Raw genomic sequence first — 327 nt, forward strand, 5'->3', positions numbered from 1 at the left:
GCCCTCCATGTGGTTCTTATGCAGGTCGTCCGACAGGCGCCGGAAGATGTAGACCTGCAGGCCGGGTATGTCGACGCACCAGGCGATCGATGCGACCCGCATCAGGTGCGACTTACCGCCGCCGGCAGCACCGCCATACAGCAGCTCGGTCGCTTCAGTTAGAAACGCCTCCGTCTGGCGCTCGTGTAGGCAAAGTTCCATTGAGCACCAACCTCAGTTCCGGCGTCTTCACCTCGCCCGAATGCTCCAATCGATGCTTGTTCGTGAAAGTGCCGCCAGCCTCTTTCGCCGCCTGCTCAAGCAGTTGGCTGACCATCGCGACGTTGC

Annotated in this window: 1 protein-coding gene; it reads right to left on the reverse strand. The window is 61.2% G+C overall.

The window, feature by feature from the left end; translation table 11 throughout:
* The coding region (locus tag RVY79_RS18410) for a hypothetical protein (protein WP_317465985.1) at nucleotides 1-201 on the reverse strand (201 nt) is incomplete at its 3' end.
* Nucleotides 202-327 lie beyond the last annotated feature (126 nt).

The organism is Chromohalobacter sp. HP20-39 (assembly GCF_033052815.1).
In the GTDB taxonomy this organism is placed as follows: domain Bacteria; phylum Pseudomonadota; class Gammaproteobacteria; order Pseudomonadales; family Halomonadaceae; genus Chromohalobacter.